At 55.7% G+C, this 17,047-nt stretch carries 16 protein-coding genes; 5 read left to right on the top strand and 11 right to left on the bottom strand.

Annotation, left to right across the window (positions count from 1 at the left end; all coding sequences use genetic code 11):
* Positions 1 to 159: 159 nt before the first annotated feature.
* The 10 genes from BM205_RS02370 to BM205_RS02325 form a co-directional block, all read right to left on the bottom strand.
* Positions 160 to 1,848, bottom strand: a complete 1,689-nt coding sequence (locus BM205_RS02370) for a PhoH family protein (RefSeq protein WP_092412130.1) — start codon at positions 1,846 to 1,848, stop codon at positions 160 to 162.
* 220 nt (positions 1,849 to 2,068) lie between these two features.
* On the bottom strand, positions 2,069 to 2,539 hold the full coding sequence (locus BM205_RS02365; protein ID WP_092412128.1) for a peroxiredoxin: 471 nt from the start codon (positions 2,537 to 2,539) through the stop codon (positions 2,069 to 2,071).
* A 154-nt stretch (positions 2,540 to 2,693) separates the two neighbouring features.
* Complete coding sequence (locus tag BM205_RS02360) at positions 2,694 to 3,638, bottom strand: polysaccharide deacetylase family protein (protein WP_092412126.1); 945 nt, start codon at positions 3,636 to 3,638, stop codon at positions 2,694 to 2,696.
* A gap of 6 nt (positions 3,639 to 3,644) precedes the next feature.
* Positions 3,645 to 4,700, bottom strand: coding sequence for a bifunctional UDP-4-keto-pentose/UDP-xylose synthase (locus BM205_RS02355; RefSeq protein WP_092412124.1), 1,056 nt, complete (start codon positions 4,698 to 4,700; stop codon positions 3,645 to 3,647).
* A 116-nt stretch (positions 4,701 to 4,816) separates the two neighbouring features.
* Positions 4,817 to 5,725 (bottom strand): formyltransferase, encoded by a 909-nt coding sequence (locus BM205_RS02350; protein ID WP_092412122.1) that lies wholly within the window; start codon positions 5,723 to 5,725, stop codon positions 4,817 to 4,819.
* Positions 5,722 to 6,678 (bottom strand): glycosyltransferase, encoded by a 957-nt coding sequence (locus tag BM205_RS02345; RefSeq protein ID WP_092412120.1) that lies wholly within the window; start codon positions 6,676 to 6,678, stop codon positions 5,722 to 5,724. Before BM205_RS02345 ends, BM205_RS02350 begins: the two co-directional genes overlap by 4 nt.
* A 7-nt stretch (positions 6,679 to 6,685) precedes the next feature.
* Positions 6,686 to 7,831 (bottom strand): DegT/DnrJ/EryC1/StrS family aminotransferase, encoded by a 1,146-nt coding sequence (locus BM205_RS02340; protein ID WP_092412119.1) that lies wholly within the window; start codon positions 7,829 to 7,831, stop codon positions 6,686 to 6,688.
* Between the two features lie 100 nt (positions 7,832 to 7,931).
* A complete protein-coding gene (locus BM205_RS02335) occupies positions 7,932 to 8,303 on the bottom strand; it encodes an EamA family transporter (RefSeq protein WP_092412117.1) in 372 nt (123 codons plus the stop codon).
* Positions 8,304 to 8,315: 12 nt separating this feature from the next.
* On the bottom strand, positions 8,316 to 10,076 hold the full coding sequence (locus BM205_RS02330; RefSeq protein ID WP_092412115.1) for a glycosyltransferase family 39 protein: 1,761 nt from the start codon (positions 10,074 to 10,076) through the stop codon (positions 8,316 to 8,318).
* Positions 10,069 to 10,467, bottom strand: a complete 399-nt coding sequence (locus BM205_RS02325; protein WP_092412113.1) for an Mth938-like domain-containing protein — start codon at positions 10,465 to 10,467, stop codon at positions 10,069 to 10,071. Before BM205_RS02325 ends, BM205_RS02330 begins: the two co-directional genes overlap by 8 nt.
* A gap of 371 nt (positions 10,468 to 10,838) precedes the next feature.
* Between BM205_RS02325 and BM205_RS02320 the strand changes: the two genes are divergently transcribed.
* The 3 genes from BM205_RS02320 (at position 10,839) to BM205_RS02310 (ending at position 13,901) form a co-directional block, all read left to right on the top strand.
* On the top strand, positions 10,839 to 12,068 hold the full coding sequence (locus tag BM205_RS02320) for a pyridoxal phosphate-dependent aminotransferase (RefSeq protein ID WP_092412111.1): 1,230 nt from the start codon (positions 10,839 to 10,841) through the stop codon (positions 12,066 to 12,068).
* Positions 12,069 to 12,153: 85 nt separating this feature from the next.
* Positions 12,154 to 13,464 (top strand): homoserine dehydrogenase, encoded by a 1,311-nt coding sequence (locus BM205_RS02315; protein ID WP_092412109.1) that lies wholly within the window; start codon positions 12,154 to 12,156, stop codon positions 13,462 to 13,464.
* Positions 13,465 to 13,511: 47 nt separating this feature from the next.
* On the top strand, positions 13,512 to 13,901 hold the full coding sequence (locus BM205_RS02310; protein WP_092412107.1) for a lysozyme inhibitor LprI family protein: 390 nt from the start codon (positions 13,512 to 13,514) through the stop codon (positions 13,899 to 13,901).
* 91 nt (positions 13,902 to 13,992) lie between these two features.
* Here BM205_RS02310 and BM205_RS02305 read toward each other — a convergent pair whose 3' ends face one another.
* Positions 13,993 to 14,901, bottom strand: coding sequence for a YicC/YloC family endoribonuclease (locus tag BM205_RS02305; RefSeq protein ID WP_254783697.1), 909 nt, complete (start codon positions 14,899 to 14,901; stop codon positions 13,993 to 13,995).
* A 95-nt stretch (positions 14,902 to 14,996) separates the two neighbouring features.
* On the opposite strand from BM205_RS02305, the gene BM205_RS02300 reads away from it, so the two are divergent.
* Both BM205_RS02300 and BM205_RS02295 read left to right on the top strand, forming a co-directional pair.
* The gene (locus BM205_RS02300) at positions 14,997 to 16,013 is read left to right on the top strand and encodes a serine/threonine protein kinase (RefSeq protein ID WP_014006434.1); all 1,017 of its coding nucleotides are present in this window, start codon (positions 14,997 to 14,999) and stop codon (positions 16,011 to 16,013) included.
* A gap of 117 nt (positions 16,014 to 16,130) precedes the next feature.
* A complete protein-coding gene (locus tag BM205_RS02295; protein WP_092412103.1) occupies positions 16,131 to 17,045 on the top strand; it encodes a PP2C family protein-serine/threonine phosphatase in 915 nt (304 codons plus the stop codon).
* Positions 17,046 to 17,047 lie beyond the last annotated feature (2 nt).

Below are 17,047 nucleotides of genomic sequence, written 5' to 3'. Positions count from 1 at the left end.
TCTTCGGCTGGTTTCGCCACGGAAGATGGCTGAATATCACATCATCAAATAAAAACGGGTGCAATTCAACCGAAATTGAACTGCACCCGTTCAGCCATCCGGCCAGCGCATCTCTGCGCTAGCTGTTAGCGATTCTTACAACATTTTTTACAACATTTCTTACAGCACATCGCTGGCATGATCGGCCAGGCGCGAACGTTCACCGCGCGCCAGCGTCACATGGCCGCTGTGCGACCAGCCCTTGAAACGATCGACAACATACGTCAGGCCGCTCGAGCCTTCAGTCAGGTAAGGCGTATCGATCTGGGCGATATTACCGAGGCAGATGATCTTGGTGCCAGGGCCGGCACGTGTGACCAACGTTTTGATTTGCTTCGGCGTCAGGTTTTGCGCTTCGTCGATGATCAGGAACTTGTTGACGAAAGTACGGCCGCGCATGAAGTTGAGCGACTTGATCTTGATACGCGAACGAATCAGATCCTGGGTGGCGGCGCGACCCCATTCGCCGGCATCCGAATCGGATTTGTTGAGCACTTCCAGATTGTCGTCGAAGGCGCCCATCCACGGCCCCATCTTCTCTTCTTCAGTACCTGGCAGGAAACCGATATCCTCACCGACCGGCACCGTGACGCGGGTCACGATGATTTCGTTGTAAGTCTTGGTTTCCAGCACCTGGGCCAGACCAGCCGCCAGTGCCAGCAAGGTTTTACCGGTGCCGGCCTGACCCAGCAAGGTGACGAAGTCGCAATCCGGATTCATCAGCAGGTTCAACGCGAAATTCTGCTCACGGTTGCGCGCGGTAATGCCCCACACACTGTTCTTGGCGTGGCCGTAATCGCGCAAGGTTTGCAGTACTGCCGTCTTGCCGTTGATCTGGGTGACTTGTCCGTAGAACGCAGGCTCGCCGTTTTTCGGTTCGATGAAGACGAACTGATTGACCAGCAACGACGGTACCAGCGGCCCGCTCAGGCGATAGTAAGTATAGCCGGTGCCATGCTTGTTTTCCTGCCAGGATTCGATGCCCTTGCCGTGCTTGATCCAGAAATCGTCCGGCAATTGCTGAATACCCGAATACAGCAGGTCGGTGTCTTCCAGCACATGGTCGTTGAAATAATCTTCTGCCGGCAAGCCCATCGCCCGCGCCTTGATGCGCATGTTGATGTCTTTCGACACCAGCACTACGGCACGGCCAGGCGACTCGGCTTCCAGTCCACGCACTACGCCGAGAATCTGGTTGTCGGCTTTACCAACCGGCAAACCTTCAGGCAGATCGGCATTTTGCAGCTTGGTCTGGAAGAACAGGCGGCCCTTGGCGTCCTTGTTGCCGAGTTTCGACAAAGGAATACCATGGTCGATCTGATCGTCGACCACATCGCCTACCAGCGCATCCAGCGAACGGGATACCTGGCGCGCGTTACGTGCGACTTCCGACATGCCTTTCTTGTGGTTATCGAGTTCCTCCAGCGTCACCATCGGCAGGTAGATGTCATGTTCTTCAAAACGGAACAGGGACGTTGGATCGTGCATCAGGACGTTGGTGTCCAGCACGAATAATTTGGTCACGCCAGTTTTGTCGGCGGCACGACTGGTCATCGATTTCGGTCGGATGTGGCCTTCGGCCGGTTTCGCGGATTTGTCGGCAACGGCACGCGAATTTTCCGCGGGGGCCTTGCCGGTTTTACGGTTTTCTACTGTTTTGTTGCGTGCTTGTGGAGCAACTTCTTTGTTACGGGTAATCGGTTCAACTACGGCGATACGTGGTTTGACGGCTTTGCCGGCTTCCGCTTTCGGATAATCTTGAACGGACAGTAAAGCAGCGGGTTTGGTCGGTAATTTTGGTAAGGGCATCAGAACCTCGCTTTAAAGATGAAAAAAGTGTTCGCTTTGGTGATAACACGAACCGGACCAAACGGGTGAAGCAACGGCACCAACAACAAAAATATAATTAGAAAACATCAATGGACAACAGGCTCGGATAGGAATTTACAAATTAAAAAGTAAAAAAGCCGTTTGGGAAGGCCCTCAGGCCTTGTCCGCAAACGGCTTCCAGAAATAATTTTTTTTGAATTCAATGACTTACAAACTCCAATACTTCCTCAACATGTGATGGCACCTTCACTCCACGCCATTCTTTCACCAATGTGCCGGCGGCGTCAATCACAAACGTGCTGCGCTCGATGCCGCGCACTTGCTTGCCGTACATATTTTTCATTTTCATGACGTTGAACATAGCGCACAGGGCTTCGTCGGGATCGGCAATCAGGTCGAACGGCAGTCCCAATTTGCCCTTGAAACCTTCGTGAGAGCGAATGCTGTCGCGGCTGACGCCGAATATCAGGGTGTTGTTACGTTGAAATTCCGCATACAAGTCGCGGAACTGGATAGCCTCGGTTGTGCAGCCAGGCGTATTGTCCTTGGGATAAAAATACAACACTATTTTTTGACCGTGGTAGTTCGACAACTGGAATGTCTGCTCGCCGGTCATGGCTGCAGAGAAGTCGGGCACCGTCATGTTGATGATGGATGGATTGTCAGCCACTGTATTGTCCTGTTCACTAAGATGATAAGTTGCGGGAAAGAGTTTAAGAGCCGCCGACGCGCGGCGAATTACTCTGTCTCCCAACTGACTAAAAAACGAAGTCTCAATCAAAAGCTACCTTTGCAATGCAGGAAATGATCAGGAGATGCCTCTTTTATGCCTGCGCCTGCATGATCATCTCACCCGATCGTCCCGGCAACTCCGCCCATGTCAGCGGGACAGTGGGTAATGCCAGGTCTTTGACATGTCGATAATAATCTTCCATCGCGACCAGATCATAGCCCTGTGCCTGCCAGCCCTGCAGCAATTGTTCAAATATGGGGGCGAGTTTTTGGCCTTCAAGCTCTGCATGCAGAGTAAATACATGATCGCGCGGCGTTGCGGTCAGGGCCAGGATATGGGCTGCGATATTTGCCGGCGTCAGCTCAACGCCGTTGAAACTCCTGCCCAATAATTCATCCAGCGTCGGCAAGGTGGTCGGCAGTTGTATGCATGCCAGGGTCTTGCCATTCACCTGCAAGCGATGCGGTCCGGCCGCGGCGTCGGCCAGGGCGCCATCATCGTTCAGCATGGCGCGGCCGTCGGAGGAATAGGCAATACCGAATTTTTCCAGCTGCTCGAAGGCGTAGGGATTCATTTGCCAGCCGGCGGCGCCGTGGGTTTTCGGCGGCTGGCCGAAAATCTGCGCGAAGCGGTCGAACGAACGTTGCATCTGCTGGCTGGTCCAGTCGGCGCCGCGCTGCCGCACATGGTCTTGCCACACGCGGTGATCCCAAGTGTGGACGCCGCACTCGAAACCGGCGTCGCGTACCGCCTGCATATAGCTTGCACAGGTCTTGCCGATATCCGGGGCCGGCAGCAGCACGCCGTACATCAGGGTCTTGAGGCCGTAATGTTCGACCACCGAAGTGCGCGACACCTTTTGGAAAAAGCCGGGCCGAAACACTTGTTTCAGCGCCCAGCCGGTATGGTCGTACCCGAGCGAAAACAGAAAAGTGGCGCGAGCCTGGTATTTGCTCAACAGGCGCACCAGATTCGGTACCCCTTCACGTGTGCCGCGATAGGTGTCGGCGTCGATTTTTAAGGTGAGAAGGGGCAAGTTTGTTTAATCCATCAAGGCGCGAGCTTCAGCCACCTGGCCGCGGTATGCATCAAAAATATTGCGCAAGGTGTCGGCCATGGTGGTGGTCGGCTGCCAGTTCAGTTCGTCGCATGTGTTGGTGATTTTCGGCACGCGATTTTGCACGTCTTGATAGCCTTTGCCGTAGTACGCAGCTGAAGTGGTCTCGATCAGTTTGACCTTCTTCGCCGAGTCGGCGTATTCAGGATATTCAGTCGCCAGTTTCAGCATCATGTCGGCCAGGTCGCGGATCGAGTAGTTGTTGACCGGATTGCCGATGTTGTAGATCTTGCCGCTGGCAATGCCGTCCTTGTTGGCGATGATCTTGATCAGGGCGTCGATGCCGTCATCAATGTAAGTGAAGGCACGTTTTTGCTGGCCGCCATCGACCAGGGAGATATTTTCGCCGCGCACGATATGACCGAAGAACTGGGTTACTACGCGTGAGCTGCCTTCCTTCGGGGTATGAATCGAATCAAGGCCGGCGCCGATCCAGTTGAACGGACGGAACAGCGTGAAATTCAAGCCTTCTTCCATGCCATAGCCCCAGATCACGCGATCCATCAATTGCTTGGCGCAGGAGTAGATCCAGCGTGGTTTGTTGATCGGGCCGCAGATCAGTTCGGATTGCTCCGGATCGAATTCTTCGTCGTGGCACATGCCATACACTTCCGACGTCGACGGGAATACCAAGTGCTTGCCGTACTTGGCAGCTGAACGCACGATAGGCAGGTTGGCTTCAAAGTCAAGTTCGAATACACGCAGCGGCTGCTTGACGTAAGTCGACGGTGTGGCGATCGCCACCAGCGGCAGGATCACATCGCATTTCTTGACGTGGTACTCAACCCATTCCTTGTTGATGGTGATGTCACCCTCGAAGAAATGCATGCGCGACTTATAGGCATCGTTGTCCAGCAGATCGCGGATGCGGTCAGTCATCATGTCCATGCCGTAGACGTGCCAGTCGGTCGTTTCCAGAATGCGCTTGGACAGGTGGTGGCCGATGAAACCGTTGACGCCGAGGATGAGGACTTTTTTCATAGTGATCTATTGTTGTTGGATTGGCATTCCGCAAGGCGGAATTTCAAACGCTGCAGTTCTTGGCAGGCAGGGTAATCAATAACTCCCGCCGTGCCCGCAGAATCATGCAGCCGGTTTTATAAAAGGATGTTTTGTAATGCTTCTGGCGTTACGGTCTCGCCATCCGCCAGCAATTCGTTAATCAACAGCGCGCGGCCATCGCCGCAAACGCCAACAATGCGATTATCCACTACCGCCAAGCCCCGAGGCAAATTTGCGGGCAGATTTTCGATCAAGTTGGCCGATAATTGTGCTTTTCCGATAATAAAAGTGCGCTCTTTGATAATAGTCCATGCGCCGGGATAGGGCGGCGCGACTGCGCGATACAGATTGTAGACCTCATGCGCAGGTTGATTCCAGTCGATTTTGCCATCTTCCGGCTTGCGTCCGCCGAAATAACTACCTTGCGACAGATCGTTCGGCAACCTGGGGATTTTTCCTGCCAGCATGGCCGGCAGCACATTCCACAGCGTCTGTTCGGCGGCAACCACGACTTTGCCGAATACTTCGTAGGCGGTGTCGTCGGGCAGAATCGGCACCGAGGTTTGCGCCACGATAGCGCCGGCGTCGGGCTTGGCAGCCATTTCATGCAGCGTGGCGCCGGTTTCGGTTTCGCCATGCAAGACCGCCCAATTGATTGGTACCCGGCCGCGATATTTCGGCAACAGGGAGCCGTGCATATTGTAGGCGCCGTGTTTGGCCAGCGCCAGCAAGGCGACTGGCAGCATGTGACGGTAATAGAAACTGAAGATGAAATCCGGCTGCAAGGCGGCAACCTGGGCCAGCAACTCAGGCGCGGCAGGATCGCTCGGGGCGATCGCTGGGATGCCATGTTGCTTGCACAAAGCGGAGACCGACTCGAACCAGATGGTTTCAGCCGGATTGTCTTCGTGGGTAATGACCAGCGCGATGTCGACACCACGCGCCAGCAAGACTTTCAGGCAGCGCACACCGACATTGTGATAGGCGAAAACGACGGCTCTCATGATGTCTCTTTATCCTCGGCCGAGGATTGTTCCAGCATGGCTTGCACCACATAACGTGGCCGGGCTCGCACTTGCTGATAAATACGGCCGACATATTCGCCGACCAGGCCGATGCCGAACAGGATCATGCCCATCAGGAAGAAGGCAAACGCGAACAGCGTGAACACCCCTTGCACCTCGGCGCCGAACAGGAAGCGGCGCACCACCAGAATCGCAAACAGCGCCCCTGAAGCGAACGACAGGATAATCCCGATCAGCGAAAATAGTTGCAGGGGCACAATCGAAAAGCCGGTGACCAGGTCGAAATTCAGGCGGATCAGGCTATACAGCGAGTACTTCGATTCGCCGGCCGAGCGTTCTTCATGCTCGACCACGATTTCGGTCTCGTTGCGGGCGAAGGTGTAGGCCAGCGCTGGCACGAAGGTGTTGACCTCCTTGCATTGGTTGATCAGGTCGACCACGTTGCGGCCATAAGCGCGCAGCATGTTGCCCTGGTCCGTCATACTGATGCCGGTGATTTTTTCACGCAGCACATTCATGGCCTTGGAAGCAATCGTGCGCCAGGCTGAATCCTGTCGCTTGCGGCGGATCGAGCCGACGTAATCGTAGCCCTCATGGATCTTGGCGACCAGGTTGCCGATTTCTTCCGGCGGATTTTGCAGGTCGGCGTCGAGCGTCACGACAATTTCGCCGCGGGTGGCTTCAAAGCCTGCCAGTATAGCCATATGCTGGCCGAAATTGCCGTTGAACAGGACCACGCGGGTAACGTCCGGGCGCAAGCGGAATTGCTCGGCCAGGATCGCCGCCGATTTGTCGCGGCTGCCGTCGTTGACGTACAGGATTTCATAGCTGATGCCAAGTGCATCAAGCGCCGGGTAGAGGCGCTCGAACAGTTTGGCGAGGCCCGATTCCTCGTTGTATACCGGGATGACGACGGAAAGTTCTGGTTTCATCAAGCTTTTATTGGTTTTGTTGAAGCACGGATTTTACCGCCGAAACTGCACGTTCGACATCGTTCTTCGTCATCACATTAAACATTGGCAGCGAGACGATCAGGCGGCCGACCTTTTCCGAGATCGGGAACATGCCTTCCTTGAAGCCGCGTGCACGGTACATGCTGAGCAAGTGGATCGCCGGATAGTGGTAGCCGATGCCGATGCCGCGTTCTTGCATCTGCTCCATGAAAGTGGCGCGCGCCGGTTTGCCATCCTTACGCTCCGGCAGCACCAGCTGGAACATGTGCCAGTTGCTGTTGTCGAAATCGGCAACCGGCAACTGCGCGCCGTATTTCGCTTCAAAATCGCTGCCGAAACAGGTGAAGTAGTACTGCGCCAGCTCGCGCCGGTGGGCAGTAATCGCTTCGATATGGGCAAACTGGCCGAGGCCGATGGCTGCCGCAACGTCGGTCATGTTGAATTTGCCGCCGAGGACATCGACATCGAGACCGTCGAAACCGCTGCGGGTAACGCCTTGCAGCCGATATTTTTCTGCGAGACGTGCTTCTTCGGCATTGTTCAGCACCAGGCAGCCGCCTTCAGATGACGTGATGTTCTTGTTGGCCTGGAAGCTGAACGAGACGAAGTCGCCGAGGGCGCCGATGCGTTTGCCGTTCCAGGTCGATCCCAACGCTTGTGCGGCGTCTTCCACTACACGCAGATCATGTTTTTTTGCCAGCGCGTACAGGCGATCCATATCCACCGGCAGACCCGACAGGTAGACCGGAATGATGGCCTTGGTACGCGGTGTGATGGCGGCTTCTACCTGAGCCAGGTCGATATTGCGGGTGACCGGATCGATGTCGGCGAACACCGGCGTAGCACCGGTTTCAATAATCACGTTGGCAGTGGCAACCCAGGAAATCGGCGTGGTGATGACTTCATCGCCAACACCGATGCCGGCGATGCGCAAGGCGATTTCCATGGTGCAGGTGCCGGAATTGAAGGTGCGCACCGGACGGCCGCCGAAATATTCGGACAACTGCGCTTCGAATGCCTGCACCTTGGGGCCGCTGGTAATCCAACCGGAACGCAAGACATCGCCGACCGCTGCGATCGTGGCTTCGTCGATGGTGGGTTTGGCAAACGGCAGGAAGGGTTGTTGGCTCATATTGGTTGTGAAATCCGATGTAAGTTTGACGGAAATAGTGACGATATCAGTGACGAAACAATCGACAGCTTATGTAAATGTATAAGTCTAACCGCGAAGTTTAACTACGGGTCAGCATTACCACGCCGACAATAATGACGCCGATTGCCATCAACCGTTGCGCCGATACGGCTTCGCCCAGGAAATACCAGGCGCCGACAGCGCTGATGACATAGCCCAGCGACAGCATAGGATAGGCAATGGTAACGTCAACCCGCGACAGGCCGATAATCCAGACTATCAGCGAAATGACGTAGCAAGTCAGGCCACCGAGAATCGGCAATTGGGTGGCCAGCTTGATGCCGGTGGCAAACCAGTTCTGCGGCGTCAGGCTGATGACGCCGACCGCGTTGGTGCCGGCTTTCAGCAAGAGTTGCGCCACGGCGTTGAGGCAGACGCCGGTGAAGATAAAGGCAAATGTAGTCAGATTCATGTGTGTCGCTGGTTAGTAGGGCGCAGCCGGCGCGGAAGACGGGGCCGATGCCTCTGCTGCAGGCGCTGGCTCAGTCGTAGCAGCAGGAGCTGCTGTCGCTGGCGCTGCAGGAATCCCCTGGTTGGTCACCACGACACGGCGCGGATCCTGGCCGATGACACGCATCGGGACCCCGCGCTGTTCCAGGTCGCGATAGTTTTCCGGGCGGATGATGGCGATATCCTTCTTGCCGGCGACGTGATCGGCGGTCCATTTGGTGGCGAAGGCATCGATAGTCGGGATCCACAGCTCCGGTTGCTGGCCGATGCCGAACTCCAGTTCATCCTTATGCTGCACCATGGTCATGGTGCGGCGCAGGTAGAACGGCAGCGCCTGCTCGTATTTGCCGACCACGTACAGCGTGGTTTGCGGCGTCATTTCTGCATTGATGGCAGGCACCAGGTCGATCCCGGCGGAATAACGTCCTTGCGGATCGTGACCGTACATCAACAGCTGGCCACCGATGAAGCCGCTGGCAGCCAGGGCGACGATGGCCCATTCGCGTTGACGGCGCACCAGCATCAATGCTGCTATGCCGCCGATAAAGGCAACTACCGATGCGGCGAAAACCCAAGGCACGTGGGCTTGCATCAATGGCAGGGTGTAAGCGTCCTTGGCCAGTGTCGGGATTTTGGAGGATAACACCAGGCCGGCGATCGCCGGCACCAGCAGCAGCCACGCCGAGGCTTGTACCGACTTGTTGCTGGCGTTATCCAGATGGCAGGCAATCAACAGCGCCAGCGCCGGGAAGATCGGGAGGATGTAAGACGGCAGCTTGGAGTCGGAAATGCTGAAGAAGACGAAAATGAATATGCTATAGATCAACAGCATTTTCTTCGGCTGGAAGCCGGATGCCGCGCTACGTTCGTGCGCGCCGTTCCACAAGCTTTGGAACAAGACGCCAAGCCACGGCACGATACCCAATATCAGGATAGGGACGAAGTAGTAGGGCGGGCCATAGCGGTTATGAATCTTGGTGGTGAAGCGCTGGAATTGTTCGTGGATAAAGAAGAATTGCGGGAATTCCGGATTTTTCATCGAAATCAGCACGAACCAGGGTGTCGTGATGAGAAAGAACAGGATCAGGCCCAATACCAGGTGCAAGCGCTTCCAGATCGACCAGTCGCGCGAAAACAGGGTGTACAACACCAATACCGCACCGGGTATGAGCAAGCCGATCAAGCCTTTCGACAATACAGCCAGCGCCATGCCGGCCCAGCACAGCAGCATCCAGTTGCGTTGTTCGCTATGGCTTATTTCGCTGCGCTGCGCCAGCAACAGGGCGCACAAGGAAATCGTCATCATGCCGGACAAGCCCATGTCCAGCGTGTTGATGTGGCCAAGGCCGGCCCACAGGAAGCTGGAGCCAAGCACCAGCGCCGCATAGAAACCGATGCGCGCAGAGAACATGCGGGTGCCGGTGAACGACACCAGCACCACGCCCAGCAAGCCGCACAAACCAGTCCACAAACGTGCCTGCCATTCACCCAGGCCAAACAGCTCGAACGTGAGCGCATTCATCCAGGTTTGCAGCGGTGGTTTTTCAAAATATTTGAGGCCATTCAGCCGTAAGGTAATCCAGTCGCCGGTGGCGACCATTTCACGCGCCATTTCGGCGTAGCGGCCTTCATCGGTCGGCACCAGCGTACGGGCGCCAAGCATGTAAAACCAGATGATGCAGAACAACAGGAACAGCAGCCAGACGAAAGTTTTTGATTTGTGCAGTTCACGCATCTTGGGCGGTTTCCTTGTTGGTATCGAAAATCAAGGCCAGGGCGACTTTACGTCCCTCGGCCATTAAAATGTTGTAAGTCCGGCAAGCGGCCTTGTTGTCCATGCACTCGACGCCGATGCGGCGCGAGGTCAGCACCGTGGTCAGTTTCGGGTGCACAAAACGTTGGCGCGAACCGGTGCCAAGGATCACGACGTCGGGCCGGGTGCTGTCTATATGGGCAAAATGCTCGGCATGGAGGGCGTCGAAACTGCTGACTGGCCATGCCACCGGCGCCACCTCAGGCAGCACCAGCAAGCTGTGCTCGTAGCGGACGGCGTTGATTTCCACGCCCTTGTCGTCGTAGGCCGTGACTGTCTGATACTGTTGGGTCGATGTGGTATGTAGCTTCATTGCATTATCTTTACTCGTTGAGGGAAAAATCCTACCCGCCAATAATTAGCAAAACCACAGGATAGACCGCAGACGATGTGCAAATTTCCGGAAAATGGAAAATAAAGTGCTGCATTGTAGCGTTTTCCGTCGCGGAACTTGCGTTATTGATTGATAAAACCTCACGCTTTCGGCAGAATGGGTGGTTCGGGCAGTGATTTGTGCACTGCCAGAAAGCTGTCTGAAAAGTCGTGAAATAGCTTGGGAGGCCCTTACAAGGGGCTATTGCTTGCATTTGCTGCGGCGCACGTAATCAAGTGTGACGATACCTCAATTTTCCAGACAGCTTTTTAAAGCTCGATAATGTTGCGTAAAATACAAGGAATTGTGCTGTGCGACCGATTCAAAAATCGAAAAAACTAGATGACGTTTGTTATGACATTCGCGGCCCGGTGTTGGAAAAGGCGCGGCAAATGGAGGAAGAAGGTCATAAGATCATCAAGCTGAACATCGGCAACCTGGCCGTGTTCGGTTTCGAGCCGCCCGATGAAATCGTGCAGGACATGATTCTCAACATGGGCAACGCTTCGGGTTATACCGATTCCAAAGGCATGTTTGCGCCGCGCAAGTCGGTGATGCATTATTGCCAGCAAAAGAATATCCAGGGCGTCACGATTGACGACATCTACCTGGGTAACGGCGCGTCGGAACTGATCGTGATGAGCATGAATGCCTTGCTCAACACTGGCGACGAAGTGCTGGTGCCGGCGCCGGACTATCCGCTTTGGACCGCCGCGGTCAGCCTGTCGGGCGGTACACCGCGTCATTATGTTTGCGACGAGCAAGCCGGCTGGTTTCCTGATATCGAAGATATCAAAAAGAAAATCAATTCGAATACCCGCGCGATTGTCGTCATCAATCCGAATAATCCTACCGGCGCTTTGTATCCGGTGGAGCTGCTGCAACAGATCGTCGATCTGGCACGCCAGCATCAACTGATTATTTTTGCCGACGAGATCTACGACAAGGTACTGTATGACGGCGAGACTCATACCTCGCTGGCCTCGCTGGCCGACGATGTGCTGTTCATTACCTTTAACGGCCTGTCGAAAAACTATCGTTCCTGCGGTTATCGTGCCGGCTGGATGGTGGTGTCAGGCGAGAAAAAACACGCCAAGAGTTATATCGAAGGCCTGAACATGCTGGCGTCCATGCGCCTGTGCGCCAACGCGCCTGGCCAGTACGCAATCCAGACTGCGCTGGGCGGCTACCAGAGCATCAATGACCTGGTCGGGCCGCACGGCCGTTTGACGCGCCAGCGCGACATGGCCTACAAGTTGCTGACCGATATCCCGGGCGTGACCTGCGTCAAGCCGAAGGCTGCGCTGTACATGTTCCCCCGCCTGGATCCGAAAATATATCCGATTGCAGACGATCAGGATTTCGCCTATGAATTACTGGCAGAGCAGCGCGTGCTGATTGTGCAAGGCACCGGTTTCAACTGCCCGACGCCGGACCATTTCCGCGTGGTGTTCTTGCCCAACACTGACGACCTGGCGGAATCGATGGGACGCATTGCGAATTTCCTGGAGGGCTATCGCCGGCGGCATGGCACTGCCTGAGATAGGGTTTAGAGTTTATTTTTACGTCGGACTGGTGTAGCTGCCAGCCCGGTATCATCAGATTTTTTCACAGACAACAGAGATCATGAAATCCATCAAGGTAGGTTTGCTTGGCATAGGTACGGTCGGTTCCGGCACGTTTAACGTATTGAAGCGCAATCAGCAAGAGATTGCAGCGCGCGCAGGGAGAGCTATTGAGATTACGATGGTGGCCGATCTCGACGTCGAGCGTGCCAGGCAGCTGACCAACGGTGAAGTCACCGTGGTCAACGACGCCAAACTGGTAGTCAACAATCCCGATATCGATATCGTCATCGAGTTGATCGGCGGCTACGGTATCGCCAAGGATCTGGTGCTGCAGGCGATCGCCAACGGCAAGCATGTGGTCACCGCCAACAAGGCGCTGATTGCAACGCATGGCAACGAGATTTTCAAGGCGGCGCAGGAGAAGGGCGTGATCGTCGCCTTTGAAGCCGCGGTTGCCGGCGGCATTCCTATCATTAAAGCACTGCGCGAAGGCTTGACCGCCAACAGCATCCAATGGATCGCCGGCATCATCAACGGCACCACCAATTTCATCCTGTCCGAAATGCGCGACAAGGGGCTCGACTTTGACGTCGTGCTGAAGGAAGCGCAACGCTTGGGATATGCCGAAGCTGATCCTACCTTCGATATCGAAGGTGTGGATGCCGCCCACAAGCTGACCATCATGGCTTCGATTGCGTTCGGCATCCCGGTGCAGTTCAATAAAGCGCACGTGGAAGGCATTACCAAGCTACAGGCTACCGATATCCGCTACGCCGAACAACTCGGCTATCGCATCAAGCTGCTCGGCATTACCAAGCGCACTGCGGGCGGCATCGAGCTGCGCGTACATCCGACACTGATCCCGAGCGCGCGCCTGATCGCTAACGTTGAAGGCGCCATGAATGCGGTGCTGGTGCGTGGCGATGCTGTCGGCGATACGCTGTACTACGGTAAAGGCGCTGGCGCCGAGCCTACCGCTTCGGCGGTGATCGCTGACCTGGTCGACATCACTCGCCTGGCGACTGCCGATCCTGAGCATCGCGTACCGCATCTGGCATTCCAGCCGAACGCCATGGCTGACACGCCGATCCTGCCGATGGCGGAAATCACCACCAGCTATTATCTGCGCATGCATGTCGCCGACCAGCCTGGGGTGCTGGCCGATGTCACGCGGATTCTGGCAGACTCGTCGATTTCGATCGATGCCATGCTGCAAAAAGAGCCGGCAGCGGGCGAGACCCGTACGGATATCATCATGCTGACGCATCAGACGCAGGAGAAAAATGTCGAGGCGGCGATTGCAAAGATTGAAGCCCTGGCGACCGTGGTTGGCTCGGTGACCAAGATCCGGTTGGAAGAGTTGGGTTAAGCGTTTAGTTTTAATTGCTGATTGATGGCTTACTACAAGGAGAGTGTATGCGTAAGATGTTGATGGCCCTGTGCCTGGTACTACCCGCAGCAGCATTTGCCCAAGTCGACCCTTGTCTGTCGCAGAGCAACACCCTGGAAATGAATGCCTGCGCCAAGACCGAATTCGACAAAGATGAAAAAACCTTGAACGACACCTATCAGCAATTGGTCCAGCAAATCACCAAGCCTGACCAGGACGGCGTGCGCTATGGCGAGGTCAAGAAGAAGCTGATCGAGGCGCAGCGTGCCTGGGTCACTTTCCGTAAAAAGGATTGTGACGCCGTCTATACCTACAACGAGAGCGGTTCTATTCGTAACCTCGAATTCCTGGGATGCATGCGCGGCCACACCGTACAGCGCACCAAGGAACTGAAGAACTTCATCGTCGCGAAGTAAGCGCCGGGAGAAATTGCCGGTATCAGGCAAAAAGCCGCTGCAGATGTCATATCTGCAGCGGCTTTTTAGTTTACGGCGATACGACTGCTTGCTATTCGAGGTTTTGCACCTGCTCACGCATCTGGTCGATCAGCAGCTTCAATTCCATGGAGGCGTCGGCGAGTTCCTTGATCGCAGCCTTGGAGCCAACGGTGTTGGCTTCGCGGTTGAGCTCTTGCATCATGAAGTCCAGGCGCTTGCCAACCTGGCCGCCTTTTTTCAGGATATGACGGGTTTCGCCCAGGTGCGCCGCTAGCCGGGATAATTCTTCGGCAATATCGATGCGGATGCCATACAAGGTGACTTCCTGGCGAATCCGGTCCAGCGCTTCTTCGCGCGACAGGCCTGAGTTACTGGCGTCCTGTTGCGCCAGGCCCAGTGCCTCTTGCATGCGCTCTATGGCTTTTTGCTGGAATTGCGCCACCACCTGCGGTACCAGCGGCGTGATGCGCTGTACGATGGCTTCCATGGCATCGATTCGGGTGATCAGTGTGGCTTGCAGGGCCGCGCCTTCGCGCGCGCGCGACTCGACAAATGCCTCCAGCGTTGCGCTCATGGTGGCCTGGATATCGGCCTGTAATGTATCCTGGCTGATCACCGCCTCCTCGATGACGCCGGGCCAGCGCAGCAATTCATTGACGGTGAACGGCGCCGCTTCGATGAATTGCTGGCGTACTGCGTTTTGCAAATCGACAAGAGATGCCAGTAGCGTCGTGTTCAGGGCTTGCGATGCGCCGGAAGCCGTCTTGCGCCCGAAACTCAGCCGGCATTCGACTTTGCCGCGCGCAATGCGGCCGATGATGGCCTCGCGCAACGCCGGTTCGAGCGAGCGCAGGTCGTCATTGATGCGGAATTGCAGGTCGAGAAAGCGCGAGTTGACGCTCTTGATTTCGATGGTAATCGTGCCTGCGGCCGTCTCGCGGTTGGTAACGGCGTAACCTGTCATGCTACAGATAGTCAAAATGCTGTCCTTTGTTTCTGGTTTGCAAGGGTTTTTCTTTACAAGTCAGCGATTTATCAAGACAATCCTTACACCAATTACTAGGGTAGGATCGCATGGCCGCGCAAAACAATGCACCATTGCCTGACGGGCTAAAAATTGCTGGATACCGCATTGTAAAGAAGATTGCTTCTGGCGGGTTCAGTATTGTCTATCTGGCATACGATGAAGATGGCAACGCAGTCGCCATCAAGGAATATCTGCCAAGTTCGCTGGCGTTACGACAGTGGGGCGAACTGGCGCCGGCAATTTCGCCGGAAAACCTGCCGACCTTCAGGATCGGCCTTAAGTGCTTTTTCGAGGAAGGCCGCGCTTTGGCGCGCATCGCGCATCCGAACGTGGTGAGCGTTATCAATTTCTTCCGCGCCAATGAAACGGTGTATATGGTGATGGCCTACGAGTCCGGCCGCTCGCTGCAGGAACACATCCTGCGCCGCCGCGATAAAGGGGAAAAGCCGCTGGTGTCGGAAAAATTCATCCGCAAGATGTTCCGTCACGTGATGAACGGCCTGCGTGAGGTGCATACGCATAAGCTGTTGCATCTGGACCTGAAGCCGGCAAATATCTATTTGCGCGCTGACGGTACGCCGATCCTGCTGGACTTCGGCGCCGCCCGCCAGACCCTGCGCTCCGATTCGCCTAAACTGTACCCGATGTATACGCCCGGTTTCGCTCCGGCCGAACTATATGAGCGCAATGGCAACCTGGGCCCATGGACCGACATTTACAGTATCGGCGCCTCGATTTTTGCCTGCATGGTCGGTGCGCCGCCGCAACCGGTGGATCAGCGCAAGGTCAACGACAAGATGGAAGGGCATTTCCGCAAGCTGGAAGGCCTGTATTCGCCGGAGTTGATCCAGGTGGTGCGTTGGTGCCTGATGATCGATCCGCTGCAACGGCCGCAAAGCGTGTTTGCGGTGCAGCGCGCGCTGATGGAGCCGGTACAGGAAGAAGAGGTAAGCGTGCGCGATATGGTGACGCGCAAGATACGCAACGTCTTTTTCACGCATATCCAGTTCCGTCGGAAAGCCGAGAGCAATCCGGATACGACGATCCAGGAAAACACGCAGTAAAAAACACGAAAAAACCACAATAAACATGCAGTGACGCATTCCGCATAGCGCTCTGCAACGCGCCGCGTCATTGCTCCCGTTTTTTAGCTGCATTTTTAGCAAGAATTGTACATAGTCATGCGATTTTCTGTTTATCAAGAAAGCCATATCGGCGGCCGCAAGGTCAATCAGGACCGGATGGGCTATAGCTTCACGCGTGACGCCTTGTTGCTGTTGCTGACCGACGGCATGGGTGGCCACCTGCACGGCGAGATCGCCGCCAACATTGCTATGCAGACCATCGGTTCGCTATTCCAGAAGAATGCCCAGCCTTATATCAAGAAACCGGAGCGGTTTCTTGAAGACGCTTTCTACGCTGCGCACATGGAAATCCATCGTTACCGGGAAGTGCACAAACTCTCGGAAACCCCGCGCACCACGGTGGTGGCTTGCCTGATCCAGCACAACAGCGCATTCTGGGCACACTGCGGCGATTCGCGCCTGTACTGGATGCGTAACGGCCAAATCCTGGCGCGCACCCGCGATCACTCGCGCATCGAAAGTCTGATTGCGCAAGGCAAGGCAGATCCTTCTGAGCGCGCCACCCATCCAGACCGCAACAAGCTGTTCAACTGTCTCGGCGCAACCAACATGCCGATTGTAGAGCTGTCACGCCGCGTCAGCCTGCAGGCGGGCGATGTCGTACTGTTGTGCTCTGACGGCCTATGGTCGATGTTGCCCGATCACGTATTGGCGCAACGCCTGCAAACCAGCACCATCGTGCGGGCGGTGCCGGAGCTGGTGAACAATGCGCTTGGGATTGCCGGTAAAACCAGCGATAATGTTACAGCTTTGGCAATGGCCTGGGGCAGCGACCCGAACATTGACGATCCCTCCAGTTCGATCGTTACCCATACGCTGCCGATTGGCAGCCTGACCACCACCATCCAGGCGCCGCGACTTGGAGCGACAGACGCTCCGGACGGCTTCAGCGATGCCGATATCGAACAGGCGATTGCGGAAATCCGCGGCGCCATTGAGAAAAATATTTAAGG

Source organism: Collimonas sp. OK307, assembly GCF_900113705.1.
In the GTDB taxonomy this organism is placed as follows: Bacteria; Pseudomonadota; Gammaproteobacteria; order Burkholderiales; family Burkholderiaceae_D; genus Collimonas.
Note: the sequence above shows the minus strand (reverse complement) of the source record. Positions and strands in the feature narration are given on the sequence as shown.